This window comes from Mesorhizobium sp. M8A.F.Ca.ET.057.01.1.1 (assembly GCF_003952565.1).
Lineage (GTDB): Bacteria > Pseudomonadota > Alphaproteobacteria > Rhizobiales > Rhizobiaceae > Mesorhizobium.
Genome location: NZ_CP034454.1, coordinates 178,282 through 197,920 on the forward strand (window position 1 = coordinate 178,282; position 19,639 = coordinate 197,920).

Annotated in this window: 10 protein-coding genes and 1 pseudogene; 5 read left to right on the plus strand and 6 right to left on the minus strand. The window is 58.8% G+C overall.

Features of this window, described 5'->3' with window-relative positions; all coding sequences use genetic code 11:
• Nucleotides 1–13: 13 nt before the first annotated feature.
• On the minus strand, nucleotides 14–5,776 hold the full coding sequence (locus EJ077_RS00835; RefSeq protein WP_416859538.1) for a DUF3320 domain-containing protein: 5,763 nt from the start codon (nucleotides 5,774–5,776) through the stop codon (nucleotides 14–16).
• Nucleotides 5,719–6,195 (minus strand): hypothetical protein, encoded by a 477-nt coding sequence (locus tag EJ077_RS32670; RefSeq protein ID WP_416859539.1) that lies wholly within the window; start codon nucleotides 6,193–6,195, stop codon nucleotides 5,719–5,721. Before EJ077_RS32670 ends, EJ077_RS00835 begins: the two co-directional genes overlap by 58 nt.
• A gap of 452 nt (nucleotides 6,196–6,647) precedes the next feature.
• Here EJ077_RS32670 and EJ077_RS00840 point away from each other — a divergent pair, with 452 nt between their 5' ends.
• Entirely contained in the window at nucleotides 6,648–9,332 is a 2,685-nt protein-coding gene (locus EJ077_RS00840; protein ID WP_126063811.1) for an AAA family ATPase, read from the plus strand.
• A gap of 21 nt (nucleotides 9,333–9,353) precedes the next feature.
• Here the strand turns inward: EJ077_RS00840 and EJ077_RS00845 are convergent, their stop codons facing one another.
• The gene (locus EJ077_RS00845) at nucleotides 9,354–9,683 is read right to left on the minus strand and encodes a hypothetical protein (RefSeq protein WP_186815491.1); all 330 of its coding nucleotides are present in this window, start codon (nucleotides 9,681–9,683) and stop codon (nucleotides 9,354–9,356) included.
• A gap of 154 nt (nucleotides 9,684–9,837) precedes the next feature.
• Here EJ077_RS00845 and EJ077_RS00850 point away from each other — a divergent pair, with 154 nt between their 5' ends.
• The 3 genes from EJ077_RS00850 to EJ077_RS00860 are packed head-to-tail and all read left to right on the plus strand — an operon-like array spanning nucleotide 9,838 to nucleotide 14,320.
• On the plus strand, nucleotides 9,838–11,199 hold the full coding sequence (locus EJ077_RS00850; RefSeq protein ID WP_208699252.1) for a metallophosphoesterase family protein: 1,362 nt from the start codon (nucleotides 9,838–9,840) through the stop codon (nucleotides 11,197–11,199).
• A 2-nt stretch (nucleotides 11,200–11,201) separates the two neighbouring features.
• Nucleotides 11,202–13,268, plus strand: a complete 2,067-nt coding sequence (locus tag EJ077_RS00855) for a hypothetical protein (protein ID WP_126057629.1) — start codon at nucleotides 11,202–11,204, stop codon at nucleotides 13,266–13,268.
• Complete coding sequence (locus EJ077_RS00860; RefSeq protein ID WP_126057630.1) at nucleotides 13,265–14,320, plus strand: hypothetical protein; 1,056 nt, start codon at nucleotides 13,265–13,267, stop codon at nucleotides 14,318–14,320. The genes EJ077_RS00855 and EJ077_RS00860 overlap by 4 nt, the downstream gene beginning before the upstream one ends.
• Before the next feature lie 606 nt (nucleotides 14,321–14,926).
• Here EJ077_RS00860 and EJ077_RS00865 read toward each other — a convergent pair.
• Both EJ077_RS00865 and EJ077_RS00870 read right to left on the minus strand, forming a co-directional pair.
• Nucleotides 14,927–15,985, minus strand: coding sequence for a class I SAM-dependent methyltransferase (locus EJ077_RS00865; protein ID WP_024504268.1), 1,059 nt, complete (start codon nucleotides 15,983–15,985; stop codon nucleotides 14,927–14,929).
• Between the two features lie 57 nt (nucleotides 15,986–16,042).
• Nucleotides 16,043–16,263: pseudogene (locus EJ077_RS00870) on the minus strand (insulinase family protein); the annotation flags it as partial.
• A gap of 1,108 nt (nucleotides 16,264–17,371) precedes the next feature.
• On the opposite strand from EJ077_RS00870, the gene EJ077_RS31695 reads away from it, so the two are divergent.
• On the plus strand, nucleotides 17,372–17,683 hold the full coding sequence (locus EJ077_RS31695) for an extracellular solute-binding protein (protein ID WP_245456295.1): 312 nt from the start codon (nucleotides 17,372–17,374) through the stop codon (nucleotides 17,681–17,683).
• A 464-nt stretch (nucleotides 17,684–18,147) separates the two neighbouring features.
• Here the strand turns inward: EJ077_RS31695 and EJ077_RS00880 are convergent, their stop codons facing one another.
• The gene (locus EJ077_RS00880; RefSeq protein ID WP_208699254.1) at nucleotides 18,148–19,602 is read right to left on the minus strand and encodes a glutamate synthase subunit beta; all 1,455 of its coding nucleotides are present in this window, start codon (nucleotides 19,600–19,602) and stop codon (nucleotides 18,148–18,150) included.
• Nucleotides 19,603–19,639 lie beyond the last annotated feature (37 nt).

The window sequence follows — 19,639 nt, forward strand, 5'->3', positions numbered from 1 at the left end:
GGAGTCTCCGAGACTATGTCGATGCCAGGTTGCGCTGGGCGCGATCGATGGCTTCATCCAGCCGGGAGCGTGAAATCGCCGCAAGTCGCTCGACACCGAGCAGACGTGCAAGGTCGAGAGCGGGGTCGGACTGTTCCAGAATGTCCTCGTTCGCAACGACGACAGCGGCCAGCTCGGCGATTGGAATGTCGGCAATGGACCGGCGGGCATCGGCATCGAACGGCATGCGATAATCAAGCAGGTCGACCACCGTCCCTCTCTTCCATAGGAAGCTGCCGCTGGATTCTTCAGTTCTATCGAACTCGCGCAGATGCAGGTCGATCCGCTCCCGAATCTTGTTGCCCGTTCTGAGCCAGCCATGCGCCCGTGCGATGCGCTGCGCAAGGACGTCATCTCGCAGAGGTCCTTCCTGCTCGATCACCGCGTCGACCATGGACCGCAGCGTGCCTCGGTAGACGAAGTCATAAAACTGATCCGGGCTGGTGGAAAATCCGGTTAGATCAGTCAGGCGATAACGGCCGCCCGTCGGTACGGTATCATGCGTCGAATGCGCGGCCGCAGGCAAAATTCCTGCAGATGCCGATGGGCGCTCTCCCGTCGCGAGGGGAGCGGCGACAAGTTCTGGCTCTGATTTTATCGACGGATGTTCCGGTTCGCCGGCCGATGCTAGGTCTTCGGCTGGCAATGGGTCCATGGGGTCGACCTTATGTCCCATGTCCCAATGGATCGCGGCTTCACTTTCCTGTTGTTCAGCCTGTTTGCGACGGCTTTCCTCGAGCAGCGCGGCCAGGCTGGCATGAAGCCTCTCGGTGCAACCTTCGAGATCAAACCACCAATCGGTTGACCATACCCGGACAATGTTCCACCCGAGGCCGCGCAGGACCTGCTCGCGGACCTTGTCTCGATCTCGCGCCGTGGCAGAACTGTGATAGGTCGCGCCGTCGCATTCGACCCCAGCCAGATAGGCGCCGGCGAGATCGGGATGCCGGATCCCTATATCCACTCGAAAGCCCGAAATGCCGACTTGAGGAACGATGGTCCATCCGCGCTTCTCAAGCTCGGCAGCGACGGCCTCCTCGAAAGGGGATTCCAGGGCTCCGACCGATCCGCGTTCCTGCGCTGGCAATGCCACAGCGCCGCGTTCGGCAAAATCGAGAAAGGCTTTGAGATGCTGTACGCCGATCGCTTTGGTTCGGTTGGGGTCGATCTGGTCGGCGGCAAAACCTGAAAATACGATCAGTTCCTGCCGCGCACGCGTCACCGCGACATTCAGCCGGCGTTCGCCGCCGTCCCGATTCAGCGCGCCGAAATCCATGCTGCGCTTGCCGGCATTATCTTGCGAAAAGGTGATCGAAAACAGGATTATGTCACGCTCGTCCCCTTGGACATTTTCCAGATTCTTGACGATGGCGGGCTCAATACGCTCGTCGGCAAAGAACCATTCAAGCTCCGGCTCTGTCTGGCGTGCCTTGTCGAAAAGGTCGAGGATGAGCGACTGCTGTTGCGCGTTGAAAGTGATGACTCCGAGCGTGGGTCGGTCCTTTTCCGGTAGGGCCAGCCAACGCCGCATCCTGCTGACCGCCTCGTCGGTTACCGCTTGGGCTTCGATTCGATTGGTGCGGCTTTTGCCACGGTCATAGATGCCGGTCGTGATTTTTCGCAGCTGAACTGCCCGATCTTCCACCGTTGGCGAAGGGAATGTGATGAGCCGGTTCTGATAGTAGTGATGGTTGGAAAAGGCGATCAGCGACTCATTGCGGCTACGATAATGCCAGCGCAGGTCACGTACCGGGATGCCGGCCGCTTTGGCTTCGTCGAGAATGCTCTCAAGATCCTTTTCGTGTTCGACGACTTCCTCGTCCTCCTCGTTGCGGCCAAAGAAATTGGTGGGCGGCAACTGCTTGGGATCGCCTACGATTATGGTTTGATGGGCTCGCGCGATGGCACCGACGGCGTCCCAGGTGGTGATCTGCGATGCTTCGTCGAAAATCACCACGTCGAACAGGGCTTGGTCGGGCGGTAGATATTGAGCGATTGAAAGAGGGGACATCAGCATGCACGGCGCGAGCTTGGCAAAGCTCGTCGGCATCGCGCCAATCATCTCGCGGATTGACCGGCTGGGCCGCTGCAATTCCATCTGATGGCGCAACAGGCCCAACTCGGAATTGCGCGGGACGCCTTGCACAGCCGGCAAACCATGAGCGATGGCACTGATGACGCGAAGGCTTGCTTGAGCGCGGACAAGATCGTCGATTTCCCGGAAATCTTCGATGGCGTGCTCGTGCTGGAAGCGACGGAAATTCCGCAGCACCGGATCGGCATCCAGCGTGGCCGGCAGCCACCAGCGTACATAGGCCAGGCGGAACGCGGATTGAGCTTCAGCTGGTCGCACTAGACCCGCCTCGATATCGTCGACCAACGCTCCCAGATTGTGACTGACAGCCCTGCGACGAATGCCGCACCACGAAGTCCAGTCCCGGAGAAGATGACGGGCGTCGAGCAAGTCTCCCATCGCAGTCGTCAATTCGGTCAGCGGGTTATCATGTTCTGCCCAAGAAGGCGTCTTTCCAGCAGGGATCGCAAATTGGGTCTTGGCAGCCTCGAATGCTGCAGAAGCCGCAAGGAAGCGGGCTGCCCCATAGCGCATCGTGCTATCTGCTGCACCGCTTCGCAGGCTCGGGGCGGTTGCTTGCAGGAGCGCTTTGAAATCCTCCGTGCCGAGGCCGGGCAGGCGTAGCGTCTGTCGAAGCCTTTCGGCCATCGAGAGTATCTGATCGATACGGTGGGTGTCGGTATCAAGTGCGGCAAATCCGATCGGCTTCCCAGATAGGATGTTGGCTTCGACAGTGGCCCGGCGGTCCTGCATCAGGCGCAACAGCAGCAAGTCGTGCTGAGGATCGGCTACCCCCTCTGTGACATAGCCTTGAAGCAGCTTCTGGACTTTGCGTTTGCCCAACTGACTGTTTGGCCAGAATGCAGAAGCGGCCTGCTGCCATTGCTGCTCTATGTCCTCCACCCGTATGCGCGCAACGGCAGCCTCGTCATAGCGGGCCGACAGGTCCTTGCGAGACTTGCGATAGTCTCCGATTGCCTCATTGAGAGTGGCGAGGGCTCTCCGCAACTGGGCGAAATCTCGATCAAAGACAATGCTGACGTCATAGCCGGCACTGTCCTGGAGTGCCGCTGCTAGTTTTCGCAGCGCTTCGAGCTCCGCTTTTGACGCGTCGCCTTTGGCGCGCAGGCCGATGCTCACCAGGAAGGCGTCGAGTGCGGTCGCTAGAACCTCGGACGCATTCTTGAGGGTCTTTGCCCCTTCGAGCAAATTGTCCTGCCAGCCTGACGTCCACTCGGTGACATCTATAAGACGCAAGACCGACCGCATCTCCACCGACTGAAATGCGAGACCTGTTTCGGCGGCAATATGCTCCAGCGCCAGCCGGTTTGCCTCGTCATGGGAATCGCGCGATGGCCAGGACAATCTCGGAGCGTGCTGCCGCTTGTTCTTGAGAGCGATGCCGAGCGCCAGATAAGGCGTCAGACCATTGACATGGTGCCGATGCAGCGCTTCGACATAGGCATTCAGTTCGTCGCGACGGACGCGAAGCCGCTCGTTGATCGCAATCCACTCCGCTGCGTCCACGCGCACGCCGCTTTCCCAGCTGATCCTGAGCTGGGTGAGAAAGTTGCGTCGGTCCGCCTTGCTGGAATGGAGTTCGAGACAATGCGCGCCCAGGCCATGTTCGCGCAGGCGGCGATACACCACATCGAGCGCCGCCGTCTTCTCGGCCACAAACAGCACGGTTTTGCCAACTGAAAGACAGTTGGCAATCATGTTGGCAATGGTCTGGCTCTTGCCAGTGCCGGGAGGACCGATGATGACAAAATCGCGACCCTCAGCGGCGGCAAGACTTGCGGCGGTCTGTGAGGAGTCGGCCGGCAGCAGCAAAACCATGTCGGACGGGGCATAGTGCCGGTCGAGTTCGCGCTCGTCGCGGAATGATGCGCCATTGCCCTCGAAAGCTATCTCCGGCGTGTCGATCAGATGGCGCACGACACGGTTTTCGCGCAGCGCATCGGTACGCTCGACCAGATCCTTCCACATGAGAAACTTGGCGAAGGAAAAGGTCGACAGCGCCGTCTCGTCCACCACCTCCATGCCGGGGACGTCGCGCACTGCCTGGCGCATAAGACCGAGCAGCCTCGGCACATCAACGCCGCTTTCGTCCTCGGGCAGCTCACCGGAAAACTGTGGCAGTTTGAGCTCGAAGTCGCGTTCGAGAAACTGCAACAAGGTTGCGTTGAATCGCGGTTCATCTTCATGGAAGCGCAAGGTAAAATGCGATGTTGCGCTGCGGCGCTCGATTTTGACCGGTACGAGCAGCAATGGCGCGCGATAGCTGCGCTCGTCCTCGGCCTTCTTCTTCCAGCGCAGGAAGCCGACCGCCAGGAAGAGCGTATTCGCGCCGCCCTCGGCAAAATCGTTGCGCACTTGCCGGTAAAGATCGATCAGCCGGGATTCCAATTGACGCCCATCGAGCGTCGACGGGAGCTCGTCGCGCAGAAGCGCTTCCGCGGCAAAGCCACGCTGGAGGTCACGTCCGTGCACCTCGCGATAGAGGACAGCATCCCGCTCGCCCAGTGGATTCTGTTCGGGGAGCGAAATCAGCCGGATCGAAGCGCCTGCCATCAGACGGTCCTCGAGGTAGCCGACGTCAGTACAAAGAAACGGAATTGTCTTCTTGGAGTCCGGAAAATTGAGCAGGCGGTTCCGCAGTGTCAAATCGAGGAGCTTTTTCTGCCAGCGGTCGATCCGTCCGGCCGCTGTCGTCGGCTTTACCTCGACGATCTCGACCGGCAGGGCTACCACGGCCGGTGCGGCTGGCAACGGCAACGCGATTTCGGTTGCCGCCTCTGCATCCACGCTGCGGCGCGTCGGTTCGTGCGAAGCAAGCGGTGTGATGCCGCCGCTGCGCGAGCGGCGTATATCGATGGCTGCGACAAAGGTGGCTACCTGCGTTTCGTCGAGCCGCTGTTCGATTGCGTGTTGGGCAGCCTCCAACGTCATCGCCGGCCGATGCGTCACGCCTGTCGTCTCAAACACGATGAGTTCGCGCGATGCCAGCGCCTTGCGGACCTCCATGGCATCGGGTTCAATGGCGTTGGCGAGCGTCCTTTGTGTCATCCAGACGCCGACGGCCGCGTGTCCCTGAAACATCAAAACGACGGGATGCAAGCCCGTCGCCTCCAGGGCGGACGCGAATAACAGACTGGTATCGAGACAGGTTGCCAGCTTTTCTGCCGTAATAATTGAGGGACGTCGAATTTTTTGGCCGCGGCTTTCGAAGCTCGCAGGTGGCTCTGCATAATGCAGCGATAGGCCAGCAATGGCCGAATAAATTGCGGCCGCCAGCATGAATGCGCGTTGCGGATTGCCGCTTTGATAGCCATCGAGGCTGGAAGGATGACCATGCGCTGCGAGCAGCTCCGCTGCGGAACGCAGCAGTCCTGCGATCGCCGGGTCGTTCGGCATGACGAATGCGGCGAGCAATTGCGCCATATCGACGACGCCACCCCATTCGTCGCGGGCAAGCAGGCGCACCGCAACGCGCTGCTCGGCCAGCACTGCGCCTCCTGAGGTTAGGCGCAACGTTATCTCCCCGCGCTCAGCCTCGTTGAGACCGGCCAGATAGCCGGCGTCGAGATCGATTTTTCGATCGCTTAAGGGAAGCCGGTCGCCAGCAACGATCCGATCAATTGTCCAGCTTTTGGCGCGCAAAAAAGGGGGTTCGATGTCAGCTCGAGAGTGCATTTTTCGAAACCCTGCTGGGTCGGGTTGTTGAGCGCGATAGACCGGATCACCGGAATAGCATTTTGGAAGGACGCATATGTAAAGCTGGCGGCGATGTCCGCCACGACTTCTATTACGGGCGCGGCTGATATACCGGCAGCATCGCCAGTCTCCGAACTCGTTTCCATACCCCATCCCCTATTTTCATTTACGATAGAACTTTGCCGCCAGAATTTGAAAGTAAATTCTCGGTATGGTCGCCGCTTATGTCCAGCAGCATAGATTTCTAAAAGTGTTACCGCCCAGATAACGGTCGAAATGGAGACAGGCGATAATCGGTCGTCACGATTGGAGGGGATCCAAAAGTCGCGGAAATCGGAGCGCCGGCGCACGCTGCTGAAACCCAAGACGGGCAGGACGTCATCCGCAAATGTGTGGCGGTCCGGGCGCCATGGACCAAGCGTTGCGCGCCTATCGCGAGCGCTGTCGTGGCGCCTATCGCGGACTCGGACCCAGCCCGACAGTGACGGCGAACCTCGATCGGCCTATCGGTGAGGCGGTCGAATTCCGCCCATAGACTATCGAAAGGCACGCACTTCCAGCTCTATCTCCTCGTACGCGTTGCCGGCTACCTAAATTCGTGCGCGCGGTCCAATGCCTTTGATTGCTGATGTCGTTGTGGAGACGTTTGATCGCTGAAGCATTTGTTTGCTGACCTAGCGGCGCGGGGGGAGGTCATTTATTGGGTACATCTCCAGCACTCTATGTGCGATCGCGAGGAAAATTTGTCCAGACAAGCGAATTCATCGAATCTGGACTAATCAATAAGTATAATGATGGTAAGATTCGGGGGGCAGGAATGGCCGAGGTTGGACTTTTGGAATGGGCGGATAAGCAGCCCGACTGGATTAGGGATGCCTTAAGAAGACACGCCGCGCGGCCGGGCTTCAACCTCGAGCAGGAGGATAAGGCCGGTGTAACAGCTCGGGTCCGCCACGTCGGTGGATTTACCGCTGATCTGCCCGAATGCTCTCCGCTCTCGGCGGAGCATTTGAGGGCCAACAGTTCGAACGAGCCGCGCGCGGTGCTTTGCTCACTCGGCCCCGTCAAGCATTTGAACCGCCTCGCCGAAGAGCAGCAACTGCGTTTCGCCACCGATGGCATCACCATTATCTACGGCGACAATGGAAGCGGAAAGAGCGGCTATTGCCGGATCGCGAAGAAGCTTTGCCGTAGTCTGACGGCGGATGATCTTCTTGGCAACGTGTTCGAGATCGGCACCAAACCGCCAGCCGAAGTGCTTGTCCGGTTTCTCGAAGAGGGTGCTACGGAACCGACCCCCATAACCTGGAAGGACGGAACGCTGCCCCCCGCGTCAATTGCACGGATCTCCGTTTTCGACTCCGCGAACGCTCGCCTCTACGTCGATAAGCAAAACCGTATCGGTTTTCTGCCCGCAGCCATCGCGCTTCTCGAAAGCCATGGACGTCACCGCACCGAGCTCGAAGCCGACTTCCGGGAAGAAATCAAAGCGATCGAAAAGAACCTAAAGACACCATTGCCGAGTGGGTACACAGCTGCCGGCGCGGTCGTAAAGCTGCTGGCTCGTCTCGAAATCAAGTCAAAGGACGTGATGCCTTCCGCAGCCGAAATCAAAAACCTCGCTGCCCTCTCAGAGCAGGACATGGCTGATCTCGCTGGCCTCGAACAGGCTCTGGCAAGCGACCCTTCAACGATGGCGACAAAGCGTCGGCGTGCCAAGGCGGCCTTGGAAAAACTGCTGACTGCATCTGAACAGATCGACGCGGCTCTCTCAGCGGCGGCCCTCGAGATTTATCGCAATCTATATGCAACAGCCGATTCTACAGCGCAGGCTGCACAACTTGCCGCCTCAGGAGCGTTCGCGACTATGCCGTTGAGCGGCGTTGGGCTTTCTCCCTGGCGGTATATGTTCGACCATGCACGAGCCTATTTAGCGAGCGTCACTGGCATCGATCATCAGCACTTGCCAGATCAGGAAGGCGATCGTTGCATGCTCTGCCAGGAGCCGATGACGGCGGACGCCGCGGGGCGGATCCAATCCTTCAATGACTTCGTAACGGGCGCCGCAAATAAGGCGGCGCAAGTCGCATCTATTGCCCATGAAGAGGCCCTGCGCCAAATCAAAGGACTCACCATTGCGACCGGGGAGGCGGTTGAGGCGGCTCTCGGAGAGTTTGGCGATCTGTCCGCCGCACGCAAGGCGATGGTGGCCCTGATCTCGGCATATTATGTCGAGGCAGGTAAAAGGCGTGATGCAATTGTCGTTGCGGCTGCGCTGTCCGAGTACGCTGCGTTCCCGCAACTTGCGGCGCCAGTTGCATCGAAACTCCGAACGGAGGCGGAGGCGCTAGAGGCCGAAGCGCTGACGGACGACAAGGCAGCGGCCGACGACGGGAACCGCGCTACCGATCGAGCTCGTCGCGATACACTCAAGGATCGGAAAAAACTGGGCGACGATCTCACCATCGTTCTCGCGCGCTTGGCGAATCTCGAAGAGCGGCGCAAGCTTCTCTCATGCTGCGATGCTGTCGAAACAGGCTCGGTGTCACGGCAGATGACGTCGCTTCGACGAAGCCTCGTCATGCAGGATCTCGAAAAGCGCGTCGTCGCCGAGATTGAGACTCTGGCGTTAACGCACATCCCGTTCGCAGTTAATGATCGTAGTCAAGATGGGCAGAGCTATTTCGAGGTCGGGCTCAACGCGGCAAAAGCGATCTCAAACAGCAAGGTCTTAAGCGAAGGAGAGCAGCGCGCGCTTGCCCTGGCCTGTTTCTTAGCCGAGGTCGGAGGAGACACATCGCGTCAAGGCATGATCATCGACGACCCCGTGTCATCTCTCGACCATGTTCGGATCAGGCGGGTCGCGGCAAGGCTCGTAAAAGAAGCGGCCACAGGACGTCAGATTATTATTTTCACCCATAATCTTCTGTTCTTCAACGAGGTGGTTGACGCAGCTGCGCAGGCCAATCCGCCGATTCCCCTTGTTCGAAACTACATCAACAAGTCCGAATCTGCCGGTTTTGGCTTGATTAGCGAAACTGACGAGCCGTGGATCGCACAGTCTGTCACGAAGCGCATCGAGACTCTCAAGACGCGCCTGAAGAGCTTCGACGGCGCCACTGATTTCACCACCGATGCTTGGCGAAGGTCAGCGAAGGATTTCTACAGCGATCTTCGGGAAACCTGGGAGAGGCTCGTTGAAGAAATCCTGCTCGGTAAAGTCGTCGAGCGATTTAACAGCGATGTCAAGACACAGAGCCTGAAGGGTGTGGTGGTCGAGGACGAAGACCACAAGCGAATCTATTGGGCCATGAAGCGAGTTTCGGAGCGTTCTGGACATGACATGGCGTCCGCCAAGGCCATTCCAGTTCCAACACCAAACGATATGAAGAGCGATCTTGATGGAATTGACCAATATCGTATCGACACCACCAAACGAAAAAAGGATGCCGAAAAGCGCCGGATTGAATTCGAACAGCCTCCCAAGGCGACTGTACTCTAGCCTAATGACTATTGTCGTGTATTACTGGCCCTCACTGGCTTCATCCTGCTGCGCATGCCGGTGTCCGCCTGCCGCGGGCGAAGCCGACGTGACGAGGAAGTATCGCGAGGGCGCCAAGCCATCAATGGCTGTGCGCTCGCTCTTCATCTTGGATTTCAGCGCCGAGAAGCCTGACCGCTGGTAGTGCTTCGCCTGCACAATGTCGCCGCCGGCAAGGGCATGTCGACCATCCATCGCGTCGTCCGGTCCCTCGGGAAAGGCCTCGAAACGCTTGTCGATCTCGCGACCTACGAGGTCGCGGGCCAAATCCTCAAACTCGTTATGGGACAAACTCGAGAAATCATAAGCCATGCGCCCAGATTGAGTGCCCATTTGGTGGGCAGACAAGCAACCGGGGGCACAATTGCGTCGTGCCTCTCCATTACCAACAAAAAGATAAACGCGCTTTCCAGGCGATGCGGTCGGATGATCGTTTCGCGCTTGGCAAAAGCGAACGGATTAGTCTATGGCTCTCGGCGGGGGGCGAGTTATGCGACGGGTGCGAATCCTTCAAGTAGGCGATATTCACTATCCGGATTGGCATCCTTCCTCTAGCAACATCGATGCCAAGGATAGCAAGTTCGCTCCGAAAATAACGCAGAAGCTACGCGCGTCTTCGCTGCGTGCCGTCTTGACGAAGCTTCGGCGGCTGACGACTTCGAAGCCCTTGGATTCGATCGCCTTCATGGGGGATTTCACGAGCCGTGGCGACAAGACTTTCATTGCTTCGGCATTCCAGCATTTCACGTTGCTCTGCCGCGCACAGGGGCGCAGTTCAAAGGCGCTTCCGTTGATATTCGTACCGGGAAATCACGATGTGAACCGTGATGACGCGCGCGAACTTGGACCGACTGAGAAATTCAGCGAAATGGCGAGTTTAGCCGCCCGCTTGGGTTGGCAGACCGTTCCCGTGGACCAACCCGTGCACTTCAGACTTCCGACAGGATCCGCAGGCGCAAACTTCATCCTCGTCAACACAGCGATAGGCAGTTGGGAGCTTCAGAACCTTCCCGCGTTCCTTCGTGATCGTCTCGAGGCACTCGGTCCTTCTACAGAACCTGTAGATCTCGGCTCGCCGGACACCTCGGGACATTCGCCCGCGACACCTCCCAGCGATCCAGACAAGGAGGCGTCCGACGACGAGTATTACGGTCAGATGGACACGCCATACATCTCGCGTGAGATGCTTGCAGGCCTACAGGAATTGCTCCAGCAGCCCGACATGCGTTACGGCATCATGATCGGCCATCACAATCTGCTGCCACAAAAGACTCCGCGCATTACGCCATACGCGGAGATGCTCAACAGCGGATTTGTCAGAACTCAGCTGCTGCAGGGCAACAAGCCTATCGTCTACCTGCATGGACACATACATGCCGATCCGGTCGAGATCGTCAACGATCCAAGGTTTCCGGACGGCAAATTGATCTGCATCTCAGCACCAGAGATACAGTCAGGTTTCAATGAGCTCGTCTTCTTCACGACCGATCAGGGAGAGCTCGTCGGCATCCGACTTATACCCTACCGCACCAATGTCGCCGACGGGACGGTCATGGAAGGCGAACATTGCTTCATCTCGACTATGTCCAACGGCAAGGCCTTTCTGAACAACGACACGTTTGACCTGATGCGCCGACTGCGCGACCATGCCACCAGGCGCGGGAATGGGTTACTCTTCTGGGACGAGATCACTGAGATTGCCGCCTCCGCCGAGCTCGGGCTAGATTTGGAAGACTCTCTTCTGATGCTCCAAGCGGCGCGCTTCGTCGAGATAGACGGCCTCACGAAGGCAAACTCGGCTTGGCGCATTAAGGTAAGGGACGAATAGAGATGGAGAATCCGTTCGGCCCCAACAGGATCGAGTACGAAAGTCGCCCGATACTGTGGTTCAGTCAGAAGTCGGCCTTGATTTCTGCCGCCGCCAAGCCGGTCTTCGTCGCAGGGACGAGAGGCAGCGGCAAGACCAGTATTCTTCGCTCGCTTTCCACAGTTCATATCCTCGAAGACAAAAGTCTCGCGGACCAAGTCGGCAAGCTCGGCTGGTATGGCGTCTTCTTCCAGCTCAATGAGACATTTTCGCCCCTAATCGACAACGCGGTTCTGAACCTCATTCCGGAGCGGATACGCTTCGACACGGCCGCCGTGATCCCGCGGCAATTCGTAATCTTCTCTCACTATCTGGAGCTGAAGATAGTCGAACGCCTGCTCGAGAGCATCAGCCAGCTCAGACGCGACAGCCACTTGAAATACCGGGCCTCTGAAGATAGGGACGTCGCCTTGGCACTGCATCGCGAAGTGCTGCACTTCATACCCCAACCTGCCCGTCTCGACTTCTTCAGCATAGATGAGCTGCGGGGTGGGATAACCCGGTACGTCGACGAATGCTTCAACGCGTTCTTCTTTGCCGCCGATGAGGGAGCGACCGGCTTCAGAGCGACAGACCCTGGCGCGATCATTAACAAGGTCGCGACCGCGATCACCCCACTTTTAAATGGCCCATCTTTCGCCGGTGACAGGGCGCCCTTCTTCAAGATCCTGATTGACGACTGTGAGGCACTGACACCGCTCCAACAGCAGTTCCTGAACACCTTGGTGAGGAAGACGCGCGGCAATGTGAAATGGGTCCTCGCCTACATCGGCGGCCTTTACGACACGATCCGGACGATCATACCCGGCCAGTCGCTCTCGAATGCTGACCGGGACGTCGAGAATCTTGATTCAGTCGATCCGAGGGAGTTCGCCACGCTGTGCGAGAACGTGTCGTCGCTTCGGCTCTACTATGCGCTTCCTGACCATCTGCGGAGTGATCTCAAGCGCAACGATGCGCTCAGCGCGTTTTCGCTCAAAAACCGGCTGGGGCGGCTTTCCGTCAATGACATCATCGAGCGGGTTATCATATCGGGTCATTCCGAGGGCAGAGAAGAGCTTGTGGCACTCGCTGATGCAGCACGTGAATTCCTCTCCGTGAATTTGAGGACGGCGGATCAGCAGCAATTCCTTCTTGATCGAAAAGCGCGCCCTTATGCCGAAGGGCTGGCGCTCGCGCTCATGAACCCGGAAATCAAGCGCCGGCCCATGAGCAAGGCGGATGCTTCAAATCTGAAGAGGTCGATCGCCCGGAAACAGGGATGGGCTTTTCTGAAAGCGTGCCAGATGCTGCGTCTGCATGACTACCCGTACGTAGGGCACCAGATCATCACATCATTGAGCGACGTCTGTATACGCGATTTCCTTGATATAATGGGAGAGATCTTCCGCCGCAGTGTTCCGAGTTCCAGTGATCCACGAAAACTGGTGGAATTCATCAACTCGGATTTACAGATTCATCTCGAACAGCAGAGACAGGCTGTGAACGCCGCCTCTCAACGGAAGCTTGATGGACTTCAGGCGCTTTCACATCCGTACGAAGAAGAGAGCGTGCGCATGGTGCGGGCGTTGGGTTACCTGACCGCTCGCCTCCAGACAGAGTTTGCCGAAGAAAATGCTCTAGGAACGACAGAGAGAGGCATTTTCAGGGTTGATCTAAAGGAAATGCGCTCGCTGGTGAACCGACTGGAGCAACCCAGCGGAAAACTGGACGAGGTCCTGCGTCGGGCGGAAAGGGATGGGTTTATCCGGGAGGTCTCCGCCGCCGGCAACTTTGAGGTGGACCGCGCCGACCCCGCATCGAAGGAGATGCTGATCAGATTGCATCGGCGATTTGCACCTTACTTCGGGTTCTCCTATCGCGGCCCGTACGAAATCAACACAATCCCTGCGGCGCAGATGGTCGACCTGCTTTTTACCAGGCATCGGCTCCCAGAAGACTGGGCCGACTCGGTGTTTAAGGAGCTCGTCGCGCGGCCCGCACTCAAGACCGAATTCCAGCACTCGCTTTTCGAGAGCGATCTCGAATGACCGCTTCAACTGTCGAGTATCGAGTCTTCGGCCATCTGGCCGTCACTGAGAAGGCGAGAGATGCAGGTACCTGCGAAACGATGGAGGCAGATATCGCGATCGTCGCGCTTGGATGGGAAACGCGTTTCGCCGCGTTCGAAAACCATCTTGACCTGAAGGTCGGCAAAATCGTGGTTCTGGACTTTGCTCTGAAGGAAGCGAACGTCCCAGCCGTCGAAGAAAACCGGCGAAAGCTCATCGCTATGGGTACCCGATGGGGCGTCGAAGTGACTGCGATCACCCTCGAGCCTTCCATCGAGTATCAGAAGAACATCAATCTCCTCGATCACCTGCTCACTCAGATGGCCGCTTCATGTGGCTCATACGAAGGAAGCCTGCGGAAGGTTTTCGTCGAGTGCTCGACGATGCCGCGAATCTACATCCAATGGCTGATTGCGGTGGCATTCAAGAAAATGTCGATTCAGTCTCTCGAATTCGGGTACGCCGAAGGTATCTACGGGAACGCGATCGGCAAAGAGGATTTTTCCAGCGGCTTGGACCGATACGTCACCGTCCCTCATCTTCAAGGCAGCGGAGGAATGGGCGAAGAGAAAGTCCTGCTCGTGGGGATCGGAGGAGATGCCGACGTATTCTACGGATTGATCGATATCGTCAGTCCGGAACGGATCTCGCTCCTCGTCCCAAGAAGCGAGAAGAATGCGCATATCGATGCTTTGCTCGATCAACAGGTGGCCAAGGTACGTGAAACCCACCGGCTCGAAGATGGCGAAGTTCGCGACATCCAGGCTTTCGGGCTGATGGCCCACCTCGATGCTTTCGAGACGTATCTCGACGGGTTCGGCTCGCGTGCGGTGGTGAACGTTTTTGTCAGCGGCCCGAAGGTTCAGGCCATCGCTGCTGCCGTGCTCGCCTGCTCCGACAGCCGCGTCCATCTCAAGGCACGAATTCCCACCTCCTATGCCCATCGTGAAGTCTCAGCGAATGGGCGGTATCATATCTATAGGCTGATTGACCTGACATCCCCTGCCTGCAGCCTTCCCGGGACGTTCTGACACGATCTTGCATTCGAGTAGCATCATGGTCCCAGTAGCCGTTCCGCCAAGCCTTCAGCGCATGTTCGTGTCGCCCGATCCGGTCGATGGGGGACTAATTCCCACTTAGAAGCTGCTCTACATCAGATCAGGGGAAATGCAGACTGGCAGAATTCCATAATTAGCGACTCAAAACATATACTCAGGCGAGACTGTTTAGCATAGAAATAGTGAGCGCTCTCCAATATGTTAGGCTCTGTCGCAGTAGCGCAACAAGCTCAGTCTTTGGATGGGTGGTATGAGGATGAGACGACTGAATGTGTACAGGCTCAGTCATTTTATCGAGGCTCTCGTTTTTGTCGTAAGCGCGTTCGGTGCGACGTGGCTTACCAGCTTTGTGAACGCGCCATGGTGGGCATATGTGATTATAGCGGCCATCACTATGGGCATGTTCGTAGCCGTGCGTCGGGTCCTTTCTGAGCCGCAACGTATGGGACTCTTGGCACACAACTCGGCAGCGACCTCTGCGTGAACCCAGGCGCCTTGAAAATGTCCCCGATGCGTCCGGATTTTTGGCGGTGATCTTCAATCAAATGCGATGAGCTGCAATTTCTGGCGACGGCCACGCTAAGGGCGGGCCTCCAGCACCATGTTGAACGGTGTCTCCGCGGCGCGACGCAATCGCTTGAAGCCGCCGCCGGTCACAACCTTGCGCAGCCTCGCCTCACCGGCCTGGGCTCCAAGCGCGAGCCCGACTTCCTGCGACACGGATGCGGGCGTGCACACGAAAGTGGAAGCGGCATAGTAAACGCGGCCGACGGGATTGAGGTTCGCCGCCAGATGATCATGCGCGAACGGCTCGACGATCATCCACGTGCCGTCCGGCTTGAGCGATCCGTGGACATGGGTGGCGGCGCCCGTCGGGTCGCCCATGTCGTGAAGGCAATCGAAGAATGTGACGAGGTCATACGTTCCGGGATAGCTCTTGGCGGCCGCCACGTCGAACCGCGTGTTAACGCCGACGCCGGCTACCTCGGCCGCCTTGCGGGCGCGCTCAATCGAGGGGGCATGATAGTCGAAGCCGACGAAGCGCGAATTGGGGAAGGCCTGTGCCATGAGCACGGTCGATGCACCATGACCGCATCCAACATCCGCGACGTCCACGCCGCGTTCGAGCTTCTCGACGACGCCCTCCAAGGCCGGCAGCCAGGAGTCGATCAGATTGGCATTGTAGCCTGGACGGAAGAACCGTTCCGTACCGCGAAACAGACACGCGCTATGATCGTGCCACCCGACGCCCTTGCCGGACTGGAATGCCTGCCTCACCTTTTCTTCATCGAGCCACAGCGCGGACAGGAACTCGAATGCGCCTGCCATGAAGGCCGGGCTGTCTTCATCAGCGAACACCAGCTCTTGCTCGGCGTTGAGATAGAATTTGTCGCTCGCTTCATCGTAGTCGACGTAACCCGCCGCCGCCTGCCCGGAAAGCCATTCCCTTACGAGGCGTTCCTGGGTGCCGGTGCGTGTCGAAAGTTCGGCGGCCGTCATCTTGCCGCCTTCGCGCAATGCCTTAAACAGGCCGAGTCTGTCCCCCAGCAGGACTCCCGCGCCCGTTGCGATCGCACCGAGATCGCCGACCATTTTCCCCAAGAATGCGTCCAACTTTTCCTGATTCGCTTCAGACATCTGAATCTCCCTTTGGGTTCAATCTCTCCAGGCGACGGAGCCGTGCTCGTCATGAGGCGCCTTGAGCATCAGATGCTCGAAGACATGCAGATATCCCCGGCGGCTCATCCGCGCTGCCGATCCTGCACCAGACCATATCGGTGACGAGCGGCGCGGTGGTCGGGAATGACAGCCACCTCCATGCCGTTGAAAAGCAGGAAATCCGTCACTTTGCCCTCGTCGGTAACCGGCGGAGCCGGAGTGGTCGTCACCAGGGCAAGCCCTGTTGCAGCAGGTATCCTTGGGCAGCCTGTCAGAACATCGATGACTCCGGTTGTGGTGCCGGGGCGGGCGATCAGGGGCCAAGTGATTGTTCCGCGGCGGCTGTATGTTGTGGTAAGGTGATCATGCGAACTCTTGTTGGTCGGTCACGTGTTTTGCGGATGACCCGCATGTACTGTGCCAAATGAGAAAACCATTCAAACGCAATCCAGTAGATCTGACTGTATCCGACATTGTCGGAATTTGGACATCGCCGAACGCGAAGCGCTCGGGGCTTGTGACGATACTTGAGCGTGCTGCTTCGGAGGAGGGATGCGCCTCGAACCGGCCGCGAGGCCTTTTTCTGGCAACGGATATTCCGGCCGGGTTAGGCCGCGAGGAAAGCGACGGTGAATAAGAGGTAGAGGACCAACCGTTTTGAGCGGGTAGTTGCCGTGTTGCGCCCCCAGGCAAAGGCCAGCACCACGGAGCAGTATTTCTGGTGGCGATACTACATCGCCTTTAAGTGCCGGTTACCCGTTTTTACCCAGTTGGCCTGGTGCATTCAGAGCGAGGTCGTTGGAAACCGCTTATTGTGGCTATGAGCAAACTCGGGATGGAGGAGTGGACCCAAAAATTGGCAAAATGCCCCAGGGAGGATTACATGGGTCGCTCATTCCCCGTACTCGTTACAGGTGCGCGTCGCTACGCAAACAGCTTGCTTTTGACTTGGCGTTTCTTGCCGTTTCGGCATCGCTCACTAATTCGGCCGCTGCCGACACCGTGAACTGGCGTCAATTCGAAGGGACCAGCATAACTTGGGCCTACGACATCCACCCCTATGCGGATGCTCTCGCTGCGCAACTTTCCGGAGTTCGAGAAGCTGACCCGGCATCAAGGTCACGCCGGAACTCTACCCAGACGATTCTTACTGGAACAAGATGACGATCCAACTGACGACGAAGTCGCCAGCATGGGATGTGTTCGGCACTGGCATTCAGCCCGCGTAGGACCTCGCTCCGAGTGGCGCCTGCTGGACAAATACCTGAGTGATCCGAAGCTTACCGATGCTGGATACGACTACATTCGGACATGATCAAGAAGTGCGCGGCTCCTTCCTTCGCCAATGATAACTGGAACCAGGTCGTGGACGGCATCTCGTCCGGCCGCACCGCGATGACGATCGACTCAAAAATGTTCGGCTTCTGGAACGATGTTGCGGGGAAGCCGGCATCCGGCAAGATCGCCTTCGCTCCGCCGCTGCACGCACCGAGCGCCACGAGCTTGGATTCTGACATCTGGATCTGGGCTCTCGCCATGAACGCGGCTTCCGAAAAGAAGGGCACGGCCTGGCTGTTCATCCCGTGGGCCACCTCCAAGCAGGTGGCGCTCAAGGGTGCCCTTGCTGGCCAGCTCGTCAATCCGCCGCGCACGTCGACCTGGCAGGACGATACCTAGACTAAGTACGCTTCGCAGCCCGAGTTCAACAACTTCGTTGACAGCTTCAAAAAGATACAGGATCAAGCCGCGCTGGCTTTCACACCGCGTGTCGGCTTCGGCGAAGCCATGAACGCATGGGCCGTGGCGATGCAGAAGATGGCAAACGGCGATGACGTCGAGACGACGTTGAGGGCGCTTGCCGAAGAAATCCGCACTGGCCTCTGATCAAAAGGAACAGGGCAGTACTATTGCACTGCCCTGTTCCCGCCAACGGCGGAGATCACGCCGTGTCACCCCAAGCACTTAAACCCAGCGCTGCTTCGCCCGGCCGCGCCGACGATTTTTCTTGGCCGCCAAGGCGGCAGCCTGCGGCCGGGGCCACAACCGAAACGACCACGGCGATCAGTCCGTAAGCTGCCCGGGGCAGCGGAAGGGCGGAAAGCGCCTTCAGGTGGCCGCACAAGTAGGGTCTCGAGACGGACTCAGCGCGGCAGCACGCTCGATCCCATCAGCGCCTCATCGATGGCGCGCGCCGCCTGGCGGCCCTCGCGGATCGCCCAGACGACCAGCGACTGGCCGCGCCGCACGTCGCCCGCCGCATAGAGCTTTTCGACGCTGGTCCTGTAGTCCCGGTCATTGGCCTCGACATTCTTCGAGCGGCGGCTGTCAATGGCGATCTTCATCTGGCCGGCCAGTTCCGACACCGGCCCGCGAGCGGCTGGCCCGGCAAAGCCGATGGCGATGAACGCGAGATCGGCACGAATGACGAATTCGCTGCCGGCGATCGGCTTGCGCTTTTCGTCGACCTCGCAGCATTTGACCCCGGTCAGCTGGCCGTCTTCGCCGATGAACTCGAGCGTCGCCACCTGAAACTCGCGCTCGGCGCCTTCGGCCTGCGAGGACGAGGTGCGCATCTTGGTCGCCCAGTAGGGCCAGACCGAAAGCTTGTCTTCCTTTTCCGGCGGCTGCGGACGGATGTCGAGCTGGGTGACGCGGACCGCGCCCTGGCGGAAGGCGGTGCCGACGCAGTCGGACGCGGTATCGCCGCCGCCGACGACGACCACATGCTGGCCGCCGGCGAGGATCGGATGCGACGGCCACGCCACCGACTGGATCGGTTCGCCGCCGACACGCCTGTTCTGCTGCACCAGATAGGGCATCGCGTCATGCACGCCGCCGAGATCGTCGCCGGGAATGCCGGCCGCGCGCGGCGTTTCGGAACCGCCGCAATAAAGCACCGCGTCATGTTCGGCGAGCAGCTCGGCAACCGGCTTGTCGACGCCGACATTGACGCCGCAATGGAAGGTGACGCCCTCGCCCTGCATCTGCTCGATGCGCCGGTCGATATAGTGCTTCTCGATCTTGAAGTCGGGAATGCCGTAACGCATCAGCCCGCCGGGCCGGCTCTCGCGCTCATAGACATGGACGTCGTGGCCGGCGCGGCCGAGCTGCTGGGCAGCCGACATGCCGGCCGGGCCGGAGCCGATGACGGCGACGCGCTTGCCGGTCTTCTTCTCCGGCGGATAGGGCCTGATATGGCCGGTCTCGTAAGCCTTGTCGGCGATCGCCTGCTCGACCGTCTTGATGGCGACGGGAATGTCCTCGAGGTTCAGCGTGCAGGCTTCCTCGCAAGGTGCGGGGCAGATGCGGCCGGTGAATTCCGGGAAATTGTTGGTCGAATGCAGGTTGCGGATCGCATTGTCCCAGTCCCTGTTGTAGACGAGGTCGTTCCAGTCCGGGATCTGGTTGTGGATGGGACAGCCCGTTGGCCCGTGGCAGAACGGAATGCCGCAATCCATGCAGCGCGCGGCCTGTTTCTCGACCTCCTTGTCCGACATCGGCAGCGTGAATTCACGGAAATGCCGGATGCGGTCGGAGGCCGGCTGGTACTTGTGCACCTGCCGGTCGATTTCGAGAAAGCCTGTTACCTTGCCCATAGTCCAGCTCCTGCTGTCCAGATGGCGCGCCTGGCGA